This window comes from Kitasatospora sp. NPDC101108, assembly GCF_055584725.1.
On record NZ_JBVJLM010000024.1, the window covers coordinates 13074 to 32410 of the forward strand.

The following is a 19337-nucleotide window of genomic DNA, read 5'->3' on the forward strand; positions in this document are numbered from 1 at the left end:
CTCGCGGGCTCAGCCCGGGAGCACGAACCCCGACTCGTACGCCGCGATCACCGCCTGGGTGCGGTCCCGGGCGCCGAGCTTGGCCAGCACGCTGCCGACGTGGGTCTTCACCGTCTCCTGGCTGACCACCAGCTGCCGGGCGATCTCGCCGTTGTTCAGTCCGGTGGCCATCAGCCGCAGCACCTGGCCCTCCCGGTCGGTCAGCCGTCCGATCGGGCCCCGGTCCGCGGCGGCCGCGCGCCGGCCGTCCGCGCCGTGCCGCAGCGCGAGTTCGCGCACGGCTGCCGGGAACAGCAGCGAGTCCCCGCGCGCCACCAGCCGCACCGCCTGGACCATCTCCTCCGCCCGCGCCCGCTTCAGCAGGAACCCGGCGGCGCCCGCGCGCAGCGCGTCGTAGACGTGGTCGTCGTGCTCGAAGGTGGTGACCACCAGGATCCTCGGCGGTTCGGCCATCCCGCCGACCAGCTGCTCGGTGGCCCGGATGCCGTCGATGCCGGGCATCCGGACGTCCATCAGCACCACGTCCGGGCGCAGTTCGCGCACCAGCGGGACGACCTCGGCGCCGTCGGAGGCCTCGCCGACCACGGTGAGGTCGGGCTCGGCGTCGATCACCACCCGCAGGCCCATCCGGACCAGCCGTTCGTCGTCCGCGATCACCACGCGGACGGTGCCGCTCCCACCGTGCTCGTCCTCGCGTTCGTGCCCGGTCTCGTGTTCGTCACTCATCCCGCGGTCCCTCCCACCGGCAGCCACACGGCCAGCCGCCACGTCGTTCCGTCCTCGCTCGGCCCCACGGCGCTGCCGCCGTTCAGGGCCGTCGCGCGTTCCCCGATCCCGCGCAGCCCGCGCCCGCCGCCGGGGCGGCTCGGGCGGGTCGGGCCGAGCGGGTTGGTCAGTTCGATCTCCAGCCGGTCGGCGTCGAGCGCGACCCGCAGTCCGGCCGGGGCGGGCCCGGCGTGCCGCAGCACGTTGGTGAGTCCCTCCTGCACGATCCGGTACGCCTCGCGGGAGACCTCGGCCGGCAGTGCGCCCAGGCCGGGTGCCAGCTCGGCGTCCACCGTCACGCCGGTGCGGGCGAGTTGGCGCAGCAGGTCGTCCAGTCCTTCGAGCGTGGGCCCGGCCGGTCCGGCGCCGGCGTCCTCCTCCTCGCGCAACAGCCCGAGCACGGTGTCCAGTTCGGCCACCGCCCCGCGGGCGGTCTCCTCGATCGCCCGCAGCGCCTCGGCGGCGAAGTCAGGGTCGGTGCGCAGTACCCGGGCGGCCGCCGAGGCCTGGATGCCGACCGCGCTGAGCGCGTGCCCGACCGAGTCGTGCAGCTCGCGGGCCAGCCGGTTGCGCTGGGCGAGCACGGTGGCGCGGCGCTCGGCGGCGGCCAGTCGCTCCTCCGGAGTGGGGCCGAGCAGGACGGGCGCCCAACGGGCCAGCAGCGCGCCGCAGGCGGCGCTGGTCCCGACGATCAGCAGCAGCAGAGCGAGGCCGAGCACCGGGCCGGTGAGCATCCAGTCGGGGAAGCGGTCCGTCCAGTACCGGGCGAGTTCCTCGCCCCCGACGAAGCCGAACAGGAGCACCACCGCGAACGGCACCCCGGCCAGGGTCATTCCGGCGACCACCCCGCCGGAGAACAGGTGCAGCACGAACCAGAGCGCGGTGCGCCGTCGGGCCGCCCAGGACCGGGCCGGCCCGGTGGCCAACTCCTCCGGCCGGGCCACCGCGCACAGCGCCCGGGCCGCCGCCCCCTCCAGTCCCCGGACGGTCGGCACCAGCGCGGTGACCGCGGCCATCGGCAGCGAGGTGAACAACGCGAGGAACTGCAACAGCAGTTGACGCAGGTGCCCCTGGTCGGGGTTCAGCGCTCCGAGCGCCACCACCGACAGCAGGTAGTACGGCATGAGCAGCGCGCCGCCCAGCACTAGGTGCACCCAGCGCAGCCGGGCGCGCCGCCCGAACAACACCTCTCCCGCCCGCCGGATCCGGCCGCCCCCCGTGTCCACCCGGGTGACTCTACGACAGGGCCGCACGCAGCGGCCGCCCGTTCGGCCGGCGCCACCGCTCCGACGGCCGGCCCCAGCACAGCAGTCACTATCTGTGCGGCCTGCACCAGGGCCGTCGCGCGGGGATCGTCCGTTCCCGCGGGATGCCCGGTCGGCCACAGAGCCTTGAGCGTCGGGTACGGCCCGGGCGTCGCCACGGCGGTCCGCCCGGCCCGGGCCCGGACCCGCCCTTCATCGATCCTCATGCCCCCAGGCTGCCGCCGCGCCCGGCCCGCGACCTCCGCCGTGCGCGCGATCCTCCTCCCCCCGGCGGGGGATCCCCGGCCGTGCCGCTCACGCCATCCGGTGGATCAGGCGGTCCTCCTGGTCCACCCGCCCGTCCGGGTCCGCCACCAGCCCGAGCCGCCCGGCGAGCCGGCGCGAGGGCAGGTTGTCCTCCCGGATCAGCGCCGTCACCGGGATCCCCGGGAACCGCGGCAGCGCCTCCGCCATCGCCGCCCGGCACGCCTCCGCCGCGTACCCCTTGCCCCAGGCGGACGGCCGGAACCGGTAGTACAGGTTGAACACCGGTTCCCCGTCCAGGCTGTGCAGGAACAGCCCGGCGACCCCGATGATCACCTCCGGCTCCTCCCGGGTCGACACCATGCAGTACCCCACCCCGTCCCGCGGCCAGTCCGCCACGAACCCGGCCAACTGCTCCCGCGCCTGCGTGATGTCCCGCTGCGGCCCGTTCGGGTTGTACCGGTTGGTCTCCGGATCACCGTGGATCGCGAACATCGCCTCGGCATCGCCCTCCTGCGGACGCGTCAACACCAGCCGCTCCGACACGGCAACGATCGTGCGCCCGGTGATGACGGCCTGCTCAGTGGTGGTCATGCTGCTTCCCCCGACCTCGTACGTAATGGACCGATCGCACAATAGACCATTACACGGCCACCCGCCCGCCCAATTCCCCACGGGACCGGCTCGCACTCGACCGCCCTGCCCCCGGGCGGCGAGGAACTGCTCCCAGGCCGCATCGCTGTCAGGGGCAGGATCCCGGAAGCCGCTCCGGTGCATCCGGAAGCAGGTGGGCCTACCCCGGCACGTTCGGGTCCGCCAAGGGGATCCGGCGACGCCGGGGCGGGGGCGAGGTCTTGTTACCGGCGGGTCGCTTGCCTATCATCGCGAGTGTTACAGCTTTACTGTCAAACCCCGAAGGGTTCTGCAGCCAGTGGGTGACACGAGCAGTCCGGCGGGCCGTGCGGGTGGTCCAGGGCCGTTGGCGGGTGTGCGGGTGGTGGAACTCGCGGGGATCGGACCGGGGCCGTTCGCGGCGATGCTGTTGGGTGATCTCGGGGCGGACGTGGTGCGGGTCGACCGGCCGGAGCCGTCGCCGCTCGGGACGGATCCGGCGTACGACCTCAGCAACCGGAACAAGCGGTCGGTGCTGGTCGACCTCAAGTCGCCCGCGGGGCCCGGGCAGGTGCTGGACCTGGTCGAGCGGGCCGACCTGCTGATCGAGGGCTACCGGCCGGGGGTGGCGGAGCGGCTCGGGGTCGGGCCCGAGGCGTGTCTGGCGCGCAATCCGGCGCTGGTGTACGGGCGGATGACCGGCTGGGGGCAGTACGGGCCCCGGGCGGCCACCGCCGGGCACGACCTCGGCTACGCGGCGGTGGCCGGGGTGCTCGGGATGGTCGCCTCGCCCGGAGGGGCCGACGCGCCGCCCGGGATCCCGGCGAACCTGCTCGGCGACTACGCGGGGGGCTCGCTCTACCTGGTCGTCGGCCTGCTGGCCGGGTTGCACCACGCCCGGGCCACCGGCGCCGGCCAGGTGGTCGACGCGGCGATCGTGGACGGTGCGGCGCACCTCGGCAGCATGCTGTGGGGGCTGCTCGCGGCCGGCCACTGGCAGGACCGTCGGGGCGTCAACCTGCTGGACGGCGGCGCCCCGTTCTACGCCGTCTACCGGGCGGCCGACGGCGGACACCTCGCGGTGGGCGCCCTGGAGCCCCGGTTCTACGCCGAGTTCGCCCGGCTGCTGGAGCTCGGTCCGGACGCACCCGGCCAGTACGAGCCCGCCCGCTGGCCCGAACTGCGCGCCCTGATCGCCGCCCGCTTCGCCACCCGGACCAGGGCCGAGTGGGAGGCCGTCTTCGCCGGCTCGGACGCCTGCGTCGAACCCGTGCTGACGATGCGTCAGGCAGCCGCTGAGGAACACCTGTCGGCGCGCGGGACGTACGTCGAGGCGGACGGCTTGACCCAGCCCGCCCCCGCCCCGCGCTTCTCCGTCACCCCGGGCGCGCTGCGTCTCCCGCCGGCCCGGCCGGGCGCGGACACCGCGGAGGTGGCCCGGGACTGGGCCGTCCCGTCCCTCGACGCCGCGGCCCCCGGCGCGGAATCATTCAACTCCGCAGCAGAGCAAGGAGAGTAGCGTTGCAGCGCGAGATCTTCACCGAGCAGCACGAGGACTTCCGGGCCACCGTGAAGGCCTTCCTCGCCAAGGAGGTGATGCCGCACTACGACCGCTGGGAGAAGGCCGGCATCGTCGACCGCTCCGCCTGGCTGGCGGCCGGCCGGCAGGGCCTGCTCGGCATCGCGGTGCCCGAGGAGTACGGCGGTGGCGGCACCCCGGACTTCCGCTACGCCGCCGTACTGGCCGAGGAGTTCGCCCGGGCCGGTGCCTCCGGGCTGGCGATCGGACTGCACAACGACATCATCGGCCCGTACCTCACCTCGCTCGCCACCGAGGAGCAGAAGCGCCGCTGGCTGCCCGGCTTCTGCAGCGGCGAACTGATCACCGCGATCGCGATGACCGAGCCCGGCACCGGCTCCGACCTGCAGGGCATCCGCACCCAGGCGGTCGACCGGGGTGACCACTTCCTGCTCAACGGCGCCAAGACCTTCATCTCCAACGGCATCCTGGCCGACCTGGTGATCGTGGTCGCCCGCACCACCCCCGAGGGCGGCGCCCACGGGCTGAGCCTGCTGGCCGTCGAGCGCGGCACCCCCGGGTTCGAGCGGGGCCGCAACCTCGACAAGATCGGCCAGAAGGCCCAGGACACCGCCGAGTTGTTCTTCGAAGACGTCCGGGTGCCGAAGGAGAACCTGCTCGGTGAGCTCAACGGTGGATTCCTCCACCTGATGCAGAACCTCGCCCAGGAGCGGCTCACCATCGCCGCCGCGGCCATCGCCGGTGCCGAGTACCTGGTCGAGATCACCACCGACTACGTCAAGCAGCGCGAGGCCTTCGGTCGTCCGCTGGCCAAGCTCCAGCACGTCCGCTTCGAGATCGCCGAGCTCGCCACCGAGTGCGCGATCACCCGGACCTTCGTCGACCGCTGCATCACCGAGCACAACCGCTACGCGCTCACCCCGGCGGACGCCTCGATGGCCAAGTGGTGGTCCACCGAACTGCAGAAGCGAACGGCCGACCGCTGCCTCCAACTCCACGGCGGCTACGGGTACATGAGCGAGTTCCCGGTCGCCCGGGCGTTCACCGACGGCCGCATCCAGACGATCTACGGCGGCACCACCGAGATCATGAAGGAGATCGTCGGCCGCTCCGTCCTCGGCTGAGCGCCCGCCCGTCTCGGGCGCCCCCGCCCGTCTCGGTCACCCCACCCCGCTCAGGCACCCCGCCCGCTCCGCACCCCAGGACCCTCAGGAACCCCTGCCCCGAAAGGCATCCCATCGTGACCACCGAAGCGTACGTCTACGACGCGATCCGCACCCCGCGCGGCCGCGGCAAGGCCAACGGCTCGCTGCACGGCACCAAGCCGATCGACCTGGTCGTCGGCCTGATCAACGAAATGCGCCGCCGCTACCCCGGGTTGGACCCGGCCGCGATCGACGACATCGTGCTCGGCGTGGTCTCGCCGATCGGCGACCAGGGCTCCGACATCGCCCGGATCGCCGCCATCGCGGCCGGCCTGCCCGACACCGTCGCCGGCGTTCAGGAGAACCGCTTCTGCGCCTCCGGCCTGGAAGCCGTCAACCTGGCCGCCGCCAAGGTCCGTTCGGGCTGGGAGGACCTGATCCTGGCCGGCGGCGTGGAGTCGATGTCCCGGGTCAAGATGGCCTCCGACGGCGGCGCCTGGTTCGCCGACCCGATGACCTCGTACGAGACCAACTTCGTCCCGCAGGGCATCGGCGCCGACCTCATCGCCACCATCGAGGGCCTCTCCCGCACCGACGTGGACGCCTTCGCCGCCGAGTCCCAGGCCCGCGCCGCCAAGGCCCAGGCCGACGGCCTGTTCGACCGCTCGGTGGTCCCGGTGCGCGACCGCAACGGCCTGGTCGTGCTGGAGCGCGACGAGTTCATCCGCCCCGGCACCACCGTCGAGACCCTGGCCGGCCTCAAGCCCTCCTTCGCCGCGATCGGCGAGGCCGGCGGCTTCGACGCCGTCGCCCTGCAGAAGTACCACTGGGTGGAGGCCATCGATCACGTCCACCACGCGGGCAACTCCTCCGGCATCGTGGACGGCGCCGCCCTCGTCGCGATCGGCAACCGCGAGGTCGGCGAGCGCTACGGGCTGCGCCCGCGCGCCCGGATCGTCTCCGCCGCCGTGTCCGGCTCCGAGCCGACCATCATGCTCACCGGCCCCGCCCCGGCCACCCGCAAGGCGCTCGCCAAGGCCGGTCTCACCGCCGCCGACATCGACCTGGTCGAGATCAACGAGGCCTTCGCGGCGGTCGCCCTCCGCTTCATCCGCGAACTCGGCTTCCGGCACGACCAGGTGAACGTCAACGGCGGCGCGATCGCCCTCGGCCACCCGCTGGGCGCCACCGGCGCGATGCTGCTCGGCACCGTCGTCGACGAACTGGAGCGGCGCGACCTGCGCTACGGCCTGATCACCCTGTGCGTGGGCGGCGGCATGGGCGTCGCCACCATCGTCGAGCGCGTCTGATCCCTCCTCCCCGGTAGACCTGGAGACCTTGAACTCATGAGCGACACCACCACCATCCGCTGGGAGCAGGACCAGGACGGCGTGGTCACCCTCGTCCTCGACGACCCCACCCAGTCCGTCAACACCATGAACGAGGCCTTCACGGCCGACTTCGAGGCCGTGGTCGAGCGACTGGCCGGCCTCGCCTCCTCCGACGCGCTGCGCGGGGTCGTGATCACCTCCGGCAAGAAGACCTTCTTCGCCGGGGGAGACCTGCGGATGCTCTCCGCCGCCCGCCCCGAGGACGCCGAGGCCGTCTTCGAGAAGTCCATGCGGATCAAGCGCTCGCTGCGCAAGCTGGAGACCCTCGGCAAGCCGGTCGTCGCCGCCGTCAACGGCAGTGCCCTCGGCGGCGGCCTGGAGATCGCCCTCGCCTGCCACCACCGGATCGCGCTGGACACCCCCGCCAGCCGGATCGGCCTGCCCGAGGTCACCCTCGGCCTGCTGCCGGGCGGCGGCGGTGTGGTCCGCACGGTCCGGCTGTTCGGCATCACCGACGCCCTGCTGAAGTACCTGCTGCAGGGCCGCCAGTACCGCCCCGCCCAGGCGCTGGAGAACGGGCTGGTGCACGAACTGGTGGACAGCCCGGAGGAGTTGGCCGCCCGGGCGAAGGCCTGGATCGAGGCCAACCCGACCGCCGTCCAGCCCTGGGACGTCAAGGGGTACAAGATCCCCGGCGGCACCCCCGCCACCCCCGCGTTCGCCGCCAACCTGCCCGCCTTCCCGGCGAACCTGCGCAAGCAGCTGAACGGCGCGCCCTACCCGGCGCCGCGTAACGTGCTCGCCGCCGCCGTTGAAGGCGCCCAGGTCGACGTCGACACCGCCATGGTGATCGAGGCCCGCTACTTCACCGAGCTGGCCTGCGGGCAGACCAGCAAGAACATGATCCAGGCGCTGTTCTTCGACATGCAGGCGGTCAACTCCGGTGCGGGGCGCCCCAAGGACGTCGAGAAGCGGCTGGTCCGCAAGGTCGCGGTGCTCGGCGCCGGGATGATGGGCGCCGGGATCGCCTACGCCTGCGCCAAGGCCGGCATCGAGGTCGTGCTCAAGGACGTCAGCGTCGAGGCCGCCGAGCGCGGAAAGGCCTACTCCGAGGGGCTGTTGAACAAGGCCATCGCGCGCGGCCGCTCCACCGAGGCCGAGCGGGACGCCCTGCTCGCCCGGATCACCGCCACCTCCGAGGCCGCCGACCTGGCGGGCTGCGACGCGGTGATCGAGGCCGTCTTCGAGAACACCGAGCTCAAGCACAAGGTGTTCAAGGAGATCGAGGGCGTGGTCGCCCCCGACGCGCTGCTCTGCTCCAACACCTCCACCCTGCCGATCGGCGTGCTCGCCGAAGGCGTCGAGCGCACCGGCGACTTCATCGGCCTGCACTTCTTCTCGCCGGTCGACAAGATGCGCCTGGTGGAGATCATCCGCGGCCCGCAGACCGGCGACGAGGCGCTCGCCCGCGCCTTCGACCTGGTCCGGCAGATCGACAGGACGCCGATCGTGGTCAACGACTCGCGCGGCTTCTTCACCTCGCGGGTGATCGGCCAGTTCCTCAACGAGGGCGTCGCCATGATCGGCGAGGGCATCCACCCGTCCTCGATCGAGCAGGCCGCCGCCCAGGCGGGCTACCCCGCCAAGGTGCTCTCGCTGATGGACGAGCTCACCCTCACCCTGCCGCGCAAGATCCGCGACGAGTACCGGCTCGCGGTCGAGGCCGCCGGCGGCACCTGGACGCCGCACCCGGCGGACGCCGTGGTGGACCGGATGGTCGACGAGTTCGGCCGCCCCGGGCGCAGCGGCGGCGCGGGCTTCTACGAGTACGGCGAGGACGGCAAGCGCGGGCGGCTGTGGCCGGGGCTGGTGGAGCACTTCTCGCGGGACGGCGACGCGGGCGGTGCCGGTGCCGGTGCCGGTGCCGAGGTGCCGTTCGAGGACCTCAAGGAGCGGATGCTGTTCAGCGAGGCGCTCGACTCGGTGCGCTGCCTGGAGGAGGGCGTGCTGACCTCGGTCGCCGACGCCAACGTCGGCTCGATCCTGGGCATCGGCTTCCCGGCCTGGACGGGCGGCGTCCTCCAGTACATCAACGGCTACCTGGGCGGTCCGGCCGGCTTCGCGGCGCGCGCCCGCGAACTCGCCGCCGCGTACGGCGAGCGGTTCGCGCCGCCGGCGCTGCTGGAGCGGATCGCGGCGGAGGGGCGGACCTTCACCGACTGACCCGGGGCCGCGGGTGGATCAGGGTGAGGCCGAGGCCGTGCGGGGTACGGCCTCACCCAGTTCCTTGCCCAGTCCCTCACCCAGTTCCTCGCCCAGTTCCTCGCCCAGTTCGTCCCGCAGGGAGCGCTGGAACGCGGTGACCAGGGCCTGCGCCACCATGGGTTGGATGTGGTCGGTCAGCTCCTTCATCCGGGCCAGCTCCGCCGGGTCCGGCTCGCTCTCCCGGTACGGCTTCCACACCGTCTCCCGGAACAGCCGCTGCAACTCCCGGGCCGTGGCCCGGCTGTGCTCCAGCACCACGGCCCGGGCGGCGAGCAGCGTCTCCAACGGGATCGGCACGTCCAGGATCCGTACGCCCAGCGGCAGCAGGCCCGGGTCCGCGCGGAACACCTCGGGGTCGGGCGTCCGCTCCAGCGCACCCATCGCGACCAGGCGTTCCACCTGCTCCTCCGACAGCCCCCGACCGGCCCGCCGCTCCAACTGGGCCCGGCCCACCTCCTCGGGCGCCTCCGGCGTCCAGGACGCCACCAGTGCCCGGTGGATCGCCAAGCCCAGCGGTGTGCTGTCCTCCGGCAGTCGCGCCAGGTACCGCTCGATCGCGGCCAGCGTCAGCCCCTGCCGCTGCAGCTCCTCGATCAGCCCGAGCCGGTCCAGGTGCGCCGCGCCGTACAGGCCCACCCGTCGGGGGCCCAGCTCGGGCGGCGGCAGCAGGCCCTTGGTGCCGTAGAAGCGCACTGTCCGCACCGTCACCCCGGCCCGCGCTGCCAACTCGTCCACCGTCAGCCGCACCTCGCCCACCCCGGCGCCGTGCTCCCCCATCTGCTGCCTCCCGCGCTGGCACATTCCTGCTGTGACAGCAGCAGTGTGACAGTGCGGTGCGATCAGGTCCATCGGGTGCTGGGGTGCTGGGGTGCTGGGGGGCTGGGGGGTTGAGGTGCTGGGGTGTTGGGGTGCTGGAACGAGCGAACCGGCACGCGCCCCGGTGTGCGGGGGCGTGCCGGTTCGGTTGCCGAGCTACCGGTCCTCGCCGTCGGTGGTCGGCCGTCAGGCTCCGACGGGAGACGAGAGACCGGGGGCCGGGAGATGGGGGACAGGGGATGGGGGACGGGATGCGGGTCAGGCGAGGGCGGCGTGGTGGCGGCGGGTGACTTCAGGGTGGGCCCGGGTGTAGCCCTTCCACTCGTTGAAGCCGAAATCCGCGAAGAGCGGATTGGCCGGGTCCGCGGTGGCGCCGGGGGCGTGGTGGGCGAGGGGGAAGTCGAGCGGCTTGATGTGGGCGTCGAGGCGCGGGTTGTAGAAGAACGGGACGGAGAAGCGTTCACGGGCTCCGGCCGGGCTGACCACCCGATGGCTGGTGGCCTTGAGGTAGCCGTCCGTGGCCACCTCCAGCAACTCGCCGAGGTTGACCACGAAGGCGCCGTCGAGCGGGGGCACGTCCAGGAAGGTGCCGTCCGGGCGCTCGACCTGGAGGCCGCCGACGGTGTCCTGGAGGAGCAGGGTGATGAAGCCGTAGTCCTTGTGGGCACCGACGCCCTGACCCGCGCCGTCCGGGGCGGTGCCGGGGTAGCGGACCAGCTTGAGGCGCAGGTGGGGGTGGCCCGCGAAGGCGTCGTCGTAGAAGTCGGGGCGGGCGCCGATCGCGGCGAGGAGCTCGTGCAGCAGGCGGCGGGCGACCGCGCCGAGGTGGTCGATCCAGCCGAGCGCGGCGGTGCGCAGCTCGGGGAGCGCGGCCGGCCACTGGTTCGGGCCCTCCAGCCACCAGTACGGGGGCTCGCCGATGCCGGGGGCGTGCGGGGGCAGCTCGGCGCCGATGTCCAGCTGGTCGCGCCAGTCCTGGCTGCCGCCGGTGCGCTCGTCGCCGGTACGGGTGTAGCCGCGGTAGTGCGGGGAGTTGAGGTTGCTCACGGCGAGCCGGTCGGCCTCGGGGAGGGCGAAGAAGGCGCGCATGGCTCCGGTGAGCGCGGCCGTTTCCTCCGGGGTGACGCCGTGGCCGACGAGCTGGAAGAAGCCGACGCCGGTGGCCGCGGCGCGGAGCTCGTCGTGCAGTCGGCGGCGGTCCTCCGGGGTGCCGTCGGCGAGCGAGAGGTCGATCACCGGGAGGGCCTCGGGGTGCGCCTCCGCGGTGGCGTCGGTTCCGGATATGGGCGTGTACTGCTGCGTCATGTGTGACATCCGCTGGTCTCGTCCCGGCTGGTCCCGGTGGTCGACCAGGGGTGGCCGGAGCCGCGCCTGGTGCGGCGGGTGCTCCGGTAGCCGGGAGGTGGTGGCGGCCGCTCGGGGCCGCCGTGAGGGTGGGTGGTGCGAGGTTCAGCCGGAGCGTCGACAGGACATGCTGGTCACGCGGAGCAGGTCCACGTGACGGCGGCGAACAAGGATGAGCACCCCACCAGCCTAAATGACCCGTTCGGTGGCGGGCGAGCCCCCCTACCGCGGAGGGTCACCACTCACTTGTTCGTGGATTGTCAATGGCGTGGTGGCTGGTGATCGGCGGCTCCTTTCCAGGGGCGTCGAGACTGTTCCAGACTTCAGGAGTTGTTCGGGGGCCTTCAGGAGTCCGGGGCCTTCAGGAGTTGTTGAGGTAGGCCAGGACGGCCAGGACACGTCGGTTGTCGTCATCGGAGGGCTGGAGGTCGAGCCGGACGAAGATCGACGCGGTGTGCTTGGCGACCGCCCGCTCGGTGATCACCAACTGCTGGGCGATCGCCGCGTTAGAGCGGCCCTCGGCCATCAGCCCCAGCACCTGCCGTTCCCGAGGGGAGAGGGTGGAGACCGGACCGGCCGAGGAGTTGTGGGTGAGCAGCCGGGTGATCACCTCCGGATCCATTGCGGTACCGCCCTGGGCGACGCGCCGGACGGCGTCGAGGAACTGCGCGCCGTCCAGCACACGGTCCTTGAGCAGGTAGCCGATCCCGCCGGAACTGCCGGCCAGCAGCTCGCGGGCGTACAGCTGCTCCACGAACTGCGAGAGCACCAGCACCGGCAGGCCGGGGTGGGCCTTCCGGGCCGCCAGTGCCGCCCGCAGCCCCTCGTCCGTGAAGGTCGGCGGCAGCCGCACGTCGACCACAGCGATGTCGGGCCGGTCGGCGGCCACGGCGGCGAGCAACTGCTCGCCGTTCTCGACCGCCGCGGTGACCTTCATACCGTTGGCCTCCAACAACCGGGTCAGCCCGTCCCGGAGGAGGAAGAGGTCTTCGGCGATGACAACGCGCACGGGATCTCCAGGTTCACGATGGTCGGACCACCGGACGGACTGCTGATCGCGAGCACCCCGTCGAAGGCGGCCAATCGGCGTTCGGTACCGCTGAGGCCGGTTCCCCGGGACGGTTCGGCGCCTCCGCGCCCGTCGTCGGTGACCGATATCCGCAGCAGCCCGTCACTGTGCCCTATCTCGATCCACACGTGCGAGGCCTCGGCGTGTTTCACCACGTTGGCCAGCAGTTCGCTCACCGCGAAGTAGGCGGCTGACTCCACCGGTGCCGGGGCCCGGCCGGGCAGGCCACCGGTGAAGGTGACCGGCAGCGGCAGATCCAGCGCGGTCGCCTCGATCGCGTCGGCCAGGCCGCGGTCGGCCAGCACCGGTGGGTGGATGCCCCGGACCAGGTCCCGCAGTTCGCCCAGCGCCTTCACCGAGGACGTCCGGGCCTCGGCCAGCAGCGGCCCGAGGGCGTCCGGGTCGTGCTTCACCTGCTCGGCGACGGTCAGCAGCATGCCCAGCGCCACCAAGCGGGCCTGCGCTCCGTCGTGGAGGTCCCGCTCGATCCGGCGCAGCTCGGCCGCCCCGGCGTCGATGGTGTCCGCCCTGGTGCGCGCCAGGTGGCTGACCTGGCGGGCGAGTTCGGCTCGCCGGGAGGGACCGAGCAGGGACCGGGCGGCCTTCTCGTGGATCCGCAGGACGGGCGGGGCGGCCCACAGGAGGGCGACCGGGGCCGCCCAGACACCCGCGCCGTAGACGAGGACCAGCGGGAACAGCAGTCCGTTCCGGCCGAAGATCTCCAGGGCGATCGGGGTCAGCAGCACGACCGCGGCGGTGAGCAGCACGGCGAGGCCGGTGAGGAACGCCCAGGCGAGGTCCCGCCAGGTCGCCGGGTCGGTCAGCCAGCCGCCGGACCGCAACCGCTGCCAGGCGCCGGAATCGCCGCTCGGGCGGCGGTACGGCACCGGGACCGGCCGCCCGCTCCACCGGTCGACGACGCGCCGGCTCTCGGTCGCGATCCAGCGTGCGCCGAACAGTCCGAGCACCAGCAGCGAGGGCGCCAGCCAGAGCGATACGGACCGGCTTCCGGGAGCGGCGCCGCCGTACAGGTGGGCCGCCGTCACCGCGAGCGCGCCCGGGGCGAACAGCACGGCCCCGGCCGCCCGGCCGCCGCCCCCGGTGGCCCAGCAGAGCGCCCACAGGGCGACCGGCGCCATCGCCACGAGCAGGATCAGCGGCCCGCCGGGTGAGGAGAACGGCCGGGACTCGGCGGGGCCGAACAGCGCGGAGACCAGCAGGATCGGCCCCGCCAGCAGCGAGATCAGCCCCGTTACGGCCAGCGTCGCCACGTACCAGGCGCGCACGCCGTCCACACAGGCCCGGCCCACCCGCCGGGCCACCTCGCCGACCAATCCGGCCCTCATGCCGCACCCCCTCCGTCGTGAGCCCCGCCGGGGGCCCGAAGCCTTGGCGCCGGAGCCCCGCGGGCCTCGGTTCCGATCTTTCGCTGGGTCAGTCTGCCCCGCCCGGAAGCCCGATGCTCTAGGCCTGAACACCCAGTTCGAGGTGTATCTGGATACACCCCCGGGAGGCCGCTCAGACGGCTGTCCGCACCCGACCGCGGATTCGTAGCGTGATGTTCCGTCAGCCGGTCCGGGTCCCCCGGTACCGGACCCCGAACCATGGAGGGCCCGTGAACGCGCCGATCATCAGGATCCGCGGCGTCAGCAAGACGTACGACCGATCCGACAGCGCCCGGCCCGCCCTGGCCGGGCTCGACCTGGAGGTGGGGGCCGGCGAGGCGCTGGCCGTGCTCGGCCGCTCGGGCAGCGGCAAGTCGACCCTGCTGAACCTGATCGCCGGTCTCGACCGCCCCAGCGAGGGCGGCGTCGAGGTGGACGGTGTGGCCGTCCACGAACTCGGCGAGGCCGCGCTGGCCGAGTACCGGCGGACCAGGATCGGCATGGTGTTCCAGTTCTTCAACCTGCTGGACGACCTGAACGTGGAGGACAACGTGCTGCTCCCGGCCCAACTGGCCGGGATGCGGCGGGAACAGGCCAGGGCCCGGGCCGGGGAACTCCTGGAACGGCTCGGGGTGGCCCGGCACGCCAAGGCCTTCCCGGGCCGGCTCTCCGGTGGCGAACGCCAGCGCGTCGCGGTGGCCCGGGCGCTGATGAACCGCCCGCCGCTGCTGCTGGCCGACGAGCCGACCGGGGCGCTGGACACCGCCTCCGCCGCCGACGTCCGCGACCTGCTCCGCGGGCTCAACGCGGAGGGCCAGACGATCCTGCTGGTGACCCATGACAACGCGCTCGCCGACGCCTGTGCCGACCGGACGATCGAACTTCTCGACGGCCGCCTGGTCCGGGACACCGCGGCCGTGTCGGCGCCGGGGGGCCGGAGCGGGGTGGGCGCATGAGCGCGATGAGCAAGGTGGTTCGGGCCGGCGTCGGCCGCAAACGGGTCCAGACCCTGGTCATGGTGCTCACCACGATGATGTCGGTGACGGCCTGCATCCTCGCCCTCGGACTGCTGGTCGCCGCCCGGGGCCCGTACGAGCGCTCCTTCGCCGACCAGCACGGCGCGCACCTCAATGTGATGTACGACCGGACCAGGGCGAGCCCCGCCCAGCTCGCCGCGGCCGCGCACGCGCCCGGTGTGACGGCCTCGACCGGCCCCCTCCCGGCCGTGACCGTCCAGCCGCGCTCCGGCCCGGACACCGAGATCCCGCCGGCCGGCAGCCCGCTGCCGTCGATGACGCTGGTCGGCCGCGCCCAGAACGGCCCGATGGACGACCTGCGGATCACCATGGGCCGCTGGATCGCGGGGCCCGGCGAGGTGGTGTTCCTGGACGGGCACTCCCCGCTGGCCGTCGGCGACAGTATGGAACTCCCCGACCTGCCCGGGCACCCGACGCTCAAGGTGGTCGGCCTGGCCGCCTCGGTGTCCTGGAGCGCGGACGGCTGGGTCGCCCCCGAGCAGGTGGCCGGGCTGACCGCGCCGGGCACGACGCCCGCCGCCCAGTACCTCTACCGTTTCGCCCACGCCGGCAGCGACGCCCAGATGGAGGCCGACCACGCGGCCATCGCCGCCGCGGTGCCGAACGGCGCGATCACCAAGGCGACCACCTACCGGCCCGCCCAGGAGGAGGCCAACCGCACGGCCTCGACCTTCGTCCCGTTCGTCACCGCCTTCGGGGTGCTCGGCCTGGCCATGTCGGTGTTGATCATCGGCGTCGTGGTCAGCGGCGCGGTGAGCGCCGCCACCCGGCGGATCGGCATCCTCAAGTCCCTGGGCTTCACGCCGGCCCAGGTGGCGCGAGCCTACGTCGGCCAGGCGCTGATCCCCGCCGGGATCGGCACCGCGCTGGGCGTGTTCGGGGGCAACCTGCTGTCCGTACCCGTGCTCGGGATGGCCCACAAGGCGCTGCGCGGCGGTCTGCTCGGCATCCCGGTCTGGGTGGACGTGGTGGTCGCGGTGGCGGCCCTGGGCGCCGTGGTCGGCACGGCACTGGTGCCGGCGCTGCGGGCCGGACGGCTGCGCACGGTGGAGGCGCTCGCGGTCGGCCGGACGGCGCCCGGCGCCAAGCGGGCGGCCGCCGGGGCAGCGGCTGACCGGGCCGGAGTGGTGGGCCCGCTGTCCCGGGCCCAGAACCTGATCAGCCGACTGCCGGTGCCGCGCGCACTCAGCCTCGGGCTTGCGTCCCCGCTGAACCGACCGGGTCGATCGGCCACCACCGCCGCCGCGGTGGTGCTCGGTACGGTCGGGGTCACTCTGTGCGTCGGTCTGACGCTCTCCCTGAGTTCCCTCCAGGACGGGCTGACGGCCGACCGCGCGGGCAAGGTCGTGGTCCAGGCCCCGTTCGACGGCGCCAAACCCGTCGACCACGTGGACGAGGCGGCCGTGGCGAAGGCGATCGAGTCCCGCCCCGGCACCAAGGCCTGGTACAGCAGTGTGCCGGTGTCGGCCACCGTGGCCGGGAGCACCGGACGCTCCGAGCTGGTGGCATTCGCGGGCGATGCCACCTGGAGCGGCTTCCAACTGGCCTCGGGCCGCTGGTTCCGCGGCCCCGGCGAGGTGGCGGTCAGCGCGGCCTTCCTGCGGGCCGACCAGAAGAAGGTCGGTGACACCGTCACCCTCACCGACCACGGGCGCGACACCCCGGTGACGATCGTCGGCGAGGTCCTGACCACCCAGGACGTGGTGTTCACGGACCGGGCCACACTGGAGCTGCTCGGCGGCGCGATCCGCGCAGAGGCGATCACCTTCCACATCGACCTGACCCCGGGCACCGACGTGAAGGCCTACGCGGACGGGTTGGACGCGGCCGTCTCGCCGATGGGGCTGAGCGCCGATCCGGGGGAGGCCCACATCAACATCGTGGTGCTGGCGATGAACACGCTGGCCGGCACGCTCACTCTGCTGCTCTCCGTGGTGGCGGGGCTCGGGGTGCTCAACACGGTGCTGCTGGACACCCGGGAGCGGGTGCACGACCTCGGGGTGCTCAAGGCACTCGGGATGTCGCCCCGGCAGACCATCGGCATGGTGCTCACCTCGGTCTGCGGCAGCGGACTGCTGGCCGGACTGATCGGGGTCCCGATCGGGGTCGGGGTGCACCACCTGGTGATGCCCGCGATGGCCCGCGCCGCCGGGATCGATGTGCCGGACTCGGACCTCACCGTGTTCGCCCCATCGGTGGTGGGGCCGCTGATACTCGGCGGCCTGGTGCTGGCCCTGGCCGGAGCCCTGCTGCCGGCCACCTGGGCCGCCCGTACCCGGACGGTCACCGCCCTGCGGACCGAGTGACGGCGGGTGCGCCGGGGACGGTGGGGGCAGCGACGGCACGGACGGCCGGGGGACGGCGGCGACGGCGGGGGAGTTGGGGGCGGTCACCCGGTGGGCTGACCACCGGGTGGCCGGGACAGAGGACGGGCGGCTTCCACCGGGCCGGTGCCCCGGGTCCCGTGCCTCCGGACCCGTGGCCCGGGGCCAGTCCCCCGGGTCCCGGGCCCCGGCCCGGTGCCCCCGGGCCAGTCACCTCCCGGGCCAGTCCCCCGGGTCCCTGGCCCCGGCCCTCACCGGCCGCCGACCGCGCCCCCGTCCCGCCGGCTCAGGCGAGCCGTGCCGCCGCGTACGCCTCCATGGCGGCGCGCTGGTAGGCGGCCAGCCCCGGGGTGATGGCCTCGTACGCCGCGTTCCACTGCTCGTTCTCCGTGCACGAGCGTGCGATGGCGAGGTACTCCGTCACCGGGACCGTTCGGAGCCCGCTGAGCAGCTGGTACTCCTCGTCGATCACGCGCTGAGTGGGCTCGGCGTCGGCCGGGTGACCGGCCGCCATCAGCTCCGCCAGGTGGACCATCCGCGCGGTCCGCTCGCGCTGGCCGGCCTCGATCTCGGCCGGGGTCATCGCGGCGGTCGCGTGCCGGGCCGCCTCGCGGTGCTCGGGGAAGTCGCGCAGGCTGGCGTCGACATCGGCGGGCTGGATCCCCTCGAAGAGGTTCTCGGGTCGGTTGATGCTGGTCATGGGTGTGCCGTCCTTCCGGGAGCGTTCCAGGTCGGCGATCGTGCGCGAGACGGTGGTGGCCAAGGCGTCGAGCCGGTCGCGCTCGGCGACCAGCCGACGGTGGTGGCCCCGCAGGGACTCCAGTTCGTCCACCTGGTCGCCGATGATCCGGGCGATCTCGGCCAGCCCCACGCCCAGTGCCCGCAGGACGAGGACCTGCTGCAGCTGCAGCAACTGCCGTTCCTCGTAGTAACGGTGGCCGTTGGAGCCGATCCAGGCGGGAGGCAGCAGCCCGATCTCGTCGTAGTGCCGCAGGGTTCGGGCGGTCACGCCCGACATCCGGGCGACCTCCGCGATCGACCAGGCCATTGCCGTCTCCTCACTCGGGTCCTGCGCTTCCAGGCGCTCGATTCCACGTCCGTCGACGTGCACGTTCGCTCGGACCGGGGCCGGTTCCTCCGGCCCTGGTCACGACCGTAGGAGCTGCCGCTGCGGCAACTTCAAGCCCACCGCAGCGCCGGGCCGGTCACGGCGCCGACCCCCTGCTGCCCCCCGCCCCAGCCCGGCCCTCGACCCCAGCCCGGCTCCCGGCCCCGGCGCGGCTTCCGGCCCCAGCGCGGCCCCCACCGCCGGCCGCCGAGCGCAGCGCCTCCACCATGGCCCCGAGCGCCGGTTGCCCCCAGGCCCCCTCCCGCACCGCGGCGTGCAGCGCTCGGACCGGTTCCGGTCCGCGCACCCGGTGCACGGTGACGCCGGGGTGTCGCTGGGTCAGGCCCAGCTCGGGGAGCAGCGACACCCCCAGCCCCGCCGCGACGAAGCCCTGCGCGGTCAGGTAGTCCGCGCCGTCCACCGCGACCACCGGGCGGAACCCGGCCGCATCGCAGGCGTCGTGCACGAGGCTCCGGCAGGGCCCGGGCGGTTCGGCGCCCACCCATGGCTCCTCGGCCAACTCGGCCAGGTCCAGGACACGCCGCGCGGCCAGCCGGTGTCCCCGGGGCAGTACGGCGCGGTACGGATCGTCGTGCAGGTGCACCAGCCGCAGGCCGGCCGGGGCCTCGCCGGACCAGAAGACCACGGCCAGGTCGGCCCGGCCGTCCCGCACCTCGGTGAGCTGGTCCGTCGGTTCGGTCAGGCCCAGGTCGAGCCGCACGCCCGGGTGCTTCCGGCGGAAGGCGGCGACGGCCGGGGCCACCAGGGTGGCCCCGGCCGTGGCGAAGTAGCGGACGGTCAGGCTGCCGCTGCGTCCGGCTCGCAGGTCGGCCAGAGCCGCACCCGCCTCCGCGACCCGCCGGTCGATGGCCGCCGCGTGCCCGGCGAGCAGCAGCCCGGCTGCGGTCGGCCGTACGCCCCGCCCGATCCGCTCCAGCAGGGCAGTCCCCGTCTCCCGTTCCAGCGTGGTCACCTGCTGGCTGACGGCGGACGGGGTGTAGCCGAGCGCGGCGGCGGCAGCGCTCACCGAGCCGTGGTCGACCACGGCTCGCAGCACCTGCATCCGGCGGACGTCGAGCGGGGCGGCA

15 protein-coding genes are annotated in these 19337 nt (G+C 73.6%); 6 read left to right on the forward strand and 9 right to left on the reverse strand.

Annotation, left to right across the window (positions count from 1 at the left end; genetic code table 11):
- Positions 1-9: 9 nt before the first annotated feature.
- The 3 genes from ACZ6Z8_RS33135 to ACZ6Z8_RS33145 all read right to left on the reverse strand — a co-directional run bounded on the left by ACZ6Z8_RS33135 (position 10) and on the right by ACZ6Z8_RS33145 (position 2867).
- Positions 10-726, reverse strand: coding sequence for a response regulator transcription factor (locus ACZ6Z8_RS33135; protein ID WP_465613735.1), 717 nt, complete (start codon positions 724-726; stop codon positions 10-12).
- Positions 723-1991, reverse strand: coding sequence for a sensor histidine kinase (locus ACZ6Z8_RS33140; protein WP_465613736.1), 1269 nt, complete (start codon positions 1989-1991; stop codon positions 723-725). Before ACZ6Z8_RS33140 ends, ACZ6Z8_RS33135 begins: the two co-directional genes overlap by 4 nt.
- 333 nt (positions 1992-2324) lie before the next feature.
- On the reverse strand, positions 2325-2867 hold the full coding sequence (locus ACZ6Z8_RS33145; protein WP_465613737.1) for a GNAT family N-acetyltransferase: 543 nt from the start codon (positions 2865-2867) through the stop codon (positions 2325-2327).
- Between the two features lie 337 nt (positions 2868-3204).
- Here ACZ6Z8_RS33145 and ACZ6Z8_RS33150 point away from each other — a divergent pair, with 337 nt between their 5' ends.
- The 4 genes from ACZ6Z8_RS33150 (at position 3205) to ACZ6Z8_RS33165 (ending at position 9124) form a co-directional block, all read left to right on the forward strand.
- A complete protein-coding gene (locus ACZ6Z8_RS33150) occupies positions 3205-4404 on the forward strand; it encodes a CaiB/BaiF CoA transferase family protein (protein WP_465613738.1) in 1200 nt (399 codons plus the stop codon).
- Positions 4405-4406: 2 nt separating this feature from the next.
- On the forward strand, positions 4407-5549 hold the full coding sequence (locus tag ACZ6Z8_RS33155; protein WP_465613739.1) for an acyl-CoA dehydrogenase family protein: 1143 nt from the start codon (positions 4407-4409) through the stop codon (positions 5547-5549).
- A 116-nt stretch (positions 5550-5665) separates the two neighbouring features.
- Positions 5666-6880: an acetyl-CoA C-acetyltransferase gene (locus ACZ6Z8_RS33160; RefSeq protein ID WP_465613740.1), complete on the forward strand. Its 1215-nt coding sequence runs from the start codon at positions 5666-5668 to the stop codon at positions 6878-6880.
- A 36-nt stretch (positions 6881-6916) separates the two neighbouring features.
- On the forward strand, positions 6917-9124 hold the full coding sequence (locus ACZ6Z8_RS33165; protein ID WP_465613741.1) for a 3-hydroxyacyl-CoA dehydrogenase NAD-binding domain-containing protein: 2208 nt from the start codon (positions 6917-6919) through the stop codon (positions 9122-9124).
- 18 nt (positions 9125-9142) lie between these two features.
- Here the strand turns inward: ACZ6Z8_RS33165 and ACZ6Z8_RS33170 are convergent, their stop codons facing one another.
- From ACZ6Z8_RS33170 to ACZ6Z8_RS33185, 4 genes are all read right to left on the reverse strand, one after another.
- The gene (locus ACZ6Z8_RS33170; RefSeq protein ID WP_465613742.1) at positions 9143-9943 is read right to left on the reverse strand and encodes a MerR family transcriptional regulator; all 801 of its coding nucleotides are present in this window, start codon (positions 9941-9943) and stop codon (positions 9143-9145) included.
- A gap of 297 nt (positions 9944-10240) precedes the next feature.
- A complete protein-coding gene (locus ACZ6Z8_RS33175) occupies positions 10241-11287 on the reverse strand; it encodes an isopenicillin N synthase family dioxygenase (protein ID WP_465613743.1) in 1047 nt (348 codons plus the stop codon).
- 400 nt (positions 11288-11687) lie between these two features.
- Complete coding sequence (locus ACZ6Z8_RS33180) at positions 11688-12335, reverse strand: response regulator (RefSeq protein ID WP_380416412.1); 648 nt, start codon at positions 12333-12335, stop codon at positions 11688-11690.
- Positions 12287-13741, reverse strand: coding sequence for a sensor histidine kinase (locus ACZ6Z8_RS33185; protein ID WP_465613744.1), 1455 nt, complete (start codon positions 13739-13741; stop codon positions 12287-12289). Before ACZ6Z8_RS33185 ends, ACZ6Z8_RS33180 begins: the two co-directional genes overlap by 49 nt.
- Before the next feature lie 269 nt (positions 13742-14010).
- Between ACZ6Z8_RS33185 and ACZ6Z8_RS33190 the strand changes: the two genes are divergently transcribed.
- Complete coding sequence (locus ACZ6Z8_RS33190; RefSeq protein ID WP_465613745.1) at positions 14011-14736, forward strand: ABC transporter ATP-binding protein; 726 nt, start codon at positions 14011-14013, stop codon at positions 14734-14736.
- Complete coding sequence (locus ACZ6Z8_RS33195; protein ID WP_465613746.1) at positions 14733-17123, forward strand: FtsX-like permease family protein; 2391 nt, start codon at positions 14733-14735, stop codon at positions 17121-17123. The genes ACZ6Z8_RS33190 and ACZ6Z8_RS33195 overlap by 4 nt, the downstream gene beginning before the upstream one ends.
- Before the next feature lie 304 nt (positions 17124-17427).
- Here ACZ6Z8_RS33195 and ACZ6Z8_RS33200 read toward each other — a convergent pair whose 3' ends face one another.
- Together ACZ6Z8_RS33200 and ACZ6Z8_RS33205 are read right to left on the reverse strand one after the other, a co-directional pair.
- A complete protein-coding gene (locus ACZ6Z8_RS33200; protein ID WP_465613747.1) occupies positions 17428-18189 on the reverse strand; it encodes a MerR family transcriptional regulator in 762 nt (253 codons plus the stop codon).
- Positions 18190-18346: 157 nt separating this feature from the next.
- Entirely contained in the window at positions 18347-19312 is a 966-nt protein-coding gene (locus ACZ6Z8_RS33205; protein WP_465613812.1) for a LysR substrate-binding domain-containing protein, read from the reverse strand.
- Between the last annotated feature and the right edge of the window lie 25 nt (positions 19313-19337).

Excerpts from the sequence above, each read along its gene's own strand:
- ACZ6Z8_RS33195 (WP_465613746.1), top strand. The coding sequence starts at position 14,733 with ATGAGCGCGATGAGCAAGGTGGTTCGGGCCGGCGTCGGCCGCAAACGG.
- ACZ6Z8_RS33165 (WP_465613741.1), top strand. The coding sequence starts at position 6,917 with ATGAGCGACACCACCACCATCCGCTGGGAGCAGGACCAGGACGGCGTG.
- ACZ6Z8_RS33185 (WP_465613744.1), bottom strand. The coding sequence starts at position 13,741 with ATGAGGGCCGGATTGGTCGGCGAGGTGGCCCGGCGGGTGGGCCGGGCC.
- ACZ6Z8_RS33205 (WP_465613812.1), bottom strand. The coding sequence starts at position 19,312 with ATGCAGGTGCTGCGAGCCGTGGTCGACCACGGCTCGGTGAGCGCTGCC.
- ACZ6Z8_RS33175 (WP_465613743.1), bottom strand. The coding sequence starts at position 11,287 with ATGACGCAGCAGTACACGCCCATATCCGGAACCGACGCCACCGCGGAG.
- ACZ6Z8_RS33200 (WP_465613747.1), bottom strand. The coding sequence starts at position 18,189 with ATGGCCTGGTCGATCGCGGAGGTCGCCCGGATGTCGGGCGTGACCGCC.
- ACZ6Z8_RS33135 (WP_465613735.1), bottom strand. The coding sequence starts at position 726 with ATGAGTGACGAACACGAGACCGGGCACGAACGCGAGGACGAGCACGGT.
- ACZ6Z8_RS33145 (WP_465613737.1), bottom strand. The coding sequence starts at position 2,867 with ATGACCACCACTGAGCAGGCCGTCATCACCGGGCGCACGATCGTTGCC.
- ACZ6Z8_RS33170 (WP_465613742.1), bottom strand. The coding sequence starts at position 9,943 with ATGGGGGAGCACGGCGCCGGGGTGGGCGAGGTGCGGCTGACGGTGGAC.